Annotated in this window: 4 protein-coding genes; all 4 read left to right on the top strand. The window is 39.8% G+C overall.

The genetic code is table 11. The features are described from left to right. The first annotated feature begins 145 nt into the window (after positions 1-145). The 4 genes from AACV12_RS09150 (at position 146) to AACV12_RS09135 (ending at position 2,517) form a co-directional block, all read left to right on the top strand. Positions 146-652 (top strand): GNAT family N-acetyltransferase, encoded by a 507-nt coding sequence (locus tag AACV12_RS09150; protein WP_170901598.1) that lies wholly within the window; start codon positions 146-148, stop codon positions 650-652. 158 nt (positions 653-810) lie between these two features. Continuing rightward, positions 811-1,092 carry a hypothetical protein gene (locus AACV12_RS09145; RefSeq protein ID WP_029190020.1) on the top strand — a complete coding sequence of 94 codons (282 nt, stop codon included), beginning with the start codon at positions 811-813 and terminating at the stop codon, positions 1,090-1,092. A gap of 210 nt (positions 1,093-1,302) precedes the next feature. Continuing rightward, the gene (locus tag AACV12_RS09140; protein WP_013868602.1) at positions 1,303-1,662 is read left to right on the top strand and encodes a VOC family protein; all 360 of its coding nucleotides are present in this window, start codon (positions 1,303-1,305) and stop codon (positions 1,660-1,662) included. A gap of 135 nt (positions 1,663-1,797) precedes the next feature. Next, positions 1,798-2,517, top strand: coding sequence for a hypothetical protein (locus AACV12_RS09135; protein ID WP_170901596.1), 720 nt, complete (start codon positions 1,798-1,800; stop codon positions 2,515-2,517). Positions 2,518-2,644: the final 127 nt, after the last annotated feature.

The raw sequence follows: 2,644 nt of genomic DNA, 5'->3' as shown, positions 1-2,644 counted from the left end.
TTAGCCATAACAAACGGTTCAAGAGGGACAGCCAACGCGCGGCATTTTTATCATGCGTTGGTTTTTGTGGTTACGGTGTTATGCGGAAGCTTGGTAGTGGCGTTGGCTGCCCCTTAACCGGGCGTTAAATTACAAGGATAGTTCAGTGGAAATAAAGGAAATTAATTCAATATCTAGTGTCTCAGGTCAATTAAATTCATTGCTTATAGATTGTGTTGAGAGTGGTGCTTCAGTTGGCTTCTTAACTCCGATCGATAGAGAAGAAATCGAGTCATACTGGGTTGGTGTAGAGTCTGATTTAAAATCAGGAAACCGTCGTTTGTTTATTGCTCAAGATAAAAATATCATCATCGGTGCAGTTCAGCTTTCTCTGTGTTCTAAAGCAAATGGTTTACATAGAGGGGAAGTTGAAAAGTTGATGGTTAAAACAAGTGTTCGTGGCCAAGGTATCAGTAAAAAATTAATGTCACTGATGGAAAAAAAGGCATCAGAACTTGGTTTGCAGTTACTCGTTTTGGATACTCGCTTGGGTGATTTGGCTTCTTTGCTATATCGTTCGATTGGTTACATCGAAGCTGGTCAAATTCCAGAGTTTGCGCGTAGTTCTAGCGGAAAGTTAGAAGCAACGGTTTACTTCTACAAGCAATTGTAATTTAACAAACGGCTCAAGAGGGATTGCCAACGCGTGGCGACTTTAGTGCAAAATTGAAGTTTAGTGTTTACAGTGTGTTTTTTGAGTCCGGCAGTGCGTTGTCAACCCCTTAGCCGGGCGTTATATTTTTTTAAGTTCAGCAATCAAAAGGATTCATGATGAACGTGGATAAAGCGAAAAAACGCATATTGAAACGAGTACAAAAAGGTTTCAAAGGTTATCCGCAAATATCATTAGAGTATTTCGGTAAAACGACGGACTTAGCGACCGAAGTCGTTATCACCTTTTTACCTGAGGAGAATGCCGAGCCTCAAATACAACGCTTTACAAGTGACAAAGATGCCCGCGAAGACGAAGCGATTCAATCTGTATTGTTAAAAATCATTGAGCGTGCGGAAGCTGCTACAGTTTTGGAAAAGCAAGAAATATCAGTTTGTTAATGGTTTGTCGGCAATCCTAAACAGTCGGTCACGTTAGTGTAGAGAATGAAAATATAACAAACGGCTCAAGAGGGATTGCCAACGCTTGGCAACTTTAGTGCAAAATTGAAGTTCAGTGTTTATAGTGTGTTTTTTGAGTTCGGCGGTGCGTCGTCAACCCCTTAGCCGGGCGTTATACGCTATATGGAAATTTAACAATGGAGTCGTGAAATGAATCAGAATGAAAAGCTGAATTATGTCGAGTTTGCAGCAAAAAATTTAGAGGCAACAAAATCATTTTTCTCTTCAGTTTTTGGCTGGGAATTTACTGATTATGGTCCTGAATATACAGCATTCTCAAATCAGGGTTTAGATGGCGGCTTTTTTAAAGCTGACTGTTGTAGTCAGACAGCATCGGGTGGTGCACTTCTTATCTTTTATAGCTCAAACATAGAAACAACTTTAGCCAAAGTCCAGAATAGCGGTGGCCAAATTATTCGCCCAATTTTTGATTTTCCCGGAGGCTGTCGTTTCCATTTTATTGAGCCAAGCGGTAACGAATTTGCAGTGTGGTCGGAAGCGCGCGTATAACAAACGGCTCAAGAGGGATTGCCAACGCTTGGCGACTTTAGTGCAAAATTGAAGTTCAGTGTTTAGGTGTATTTTTTGAGTTCGGCGGTGCGTTGTCAACCCCTTAGCCGGGCGTTATGTCACAGGAGGGTATAGGTGGAAAATAATCAAAATGAAGATTTTAGAAATGGATTGAATGCCATTGGTGAAATTCTCAAGCATGTTGCTCAGGGCATTTCTGATTTTGTTGAAGAAAATAATGACAAAATAAAGGAGCTTCAATATTACTTTGAGAATTTTGAAGAGATTAATAGTGGGCTTTGGGCTCGTGCTGCGGAAAAGGGATGGTTTCCAAATGACTTTATTCCAAGCGACTTTTGGGAACACGTTGATAAGGATAGAGACAGTTTTGATGCTTTCATGAGTAAAGAAATTGAAAATTCCATAGATGATATACATCAACAACTCGCTGAATTATACCCAGCAAGAAAAGCTATATTTGACGTGGCTTTTGAGCTTCATAAAGAAAATAACTATATTGCGGCAATTCCATTATTTCTATCTCAAACCGATGGTATTTTCGCTCAGTCACTTGGTAGTTATCTTTTTTCAGAACGTGATAAGAGAATAATGAAAATACAAGAATTGATTGAAGCTAAACCAGAAATGGCAATAATTTTAGCTCCGCTACTTCAAGACACAGAGTTCGGTGCTCGTATCAGTAATGCAAAACGGACACATAAAGATAAGGCGCCAAATCGCAATGGCATTCTTCATGGTTCAAGAAAGCATTTAGACTACGCTACAAATCTAAACTCATTAAAATGCATCTCGTTACTTGCATATGTTGCAACTATTTTCACTGAGGGGCAGTGACTTAGTATCAAGTTTGAAGTGCGACACTTTTTAAAGATGCGCATGAATATACTCCAGTGGTGTTCTATACCCAAGTCTTTTGCGTGGGCGCATATTTAATTTGTGTGCAATTTCATTGCAGAGCTTC

Origin of the sequence: Vibrio sp. 2-2(8), assembly GCF_963888495.1 — a bacterium.
Taxonomy (GTDB): Bacteria; Pseudomonadota; Gammaproteobacteria; order Enterobacterales; family Vibrionaceae; genus Vibrio; species Vibrio anguillarum.
The sequence above is the reverse complement of the archived record's forward strand: the minus strand, read 5'-3'. Positions and strand labels throughout refer to the sequence as shown.

Bases quoted from the DNA above. Each gene is read 5' to 3' on its own strand.
- AACV12_RS09140 (WP_013868602.1), top strand. From the start codon at position 1,303: ATGAATCAGAATGAAAAGCTGAATTATGTCGAGTTTGCAGCAAAAAAT.
- AACV12_RS09145 (WP_029190020.1), top strand. From the start codon at position 811: ATGAACGTGGATAAAGCGAAAAAACGCATATTGAAACGAGTACAAAAA.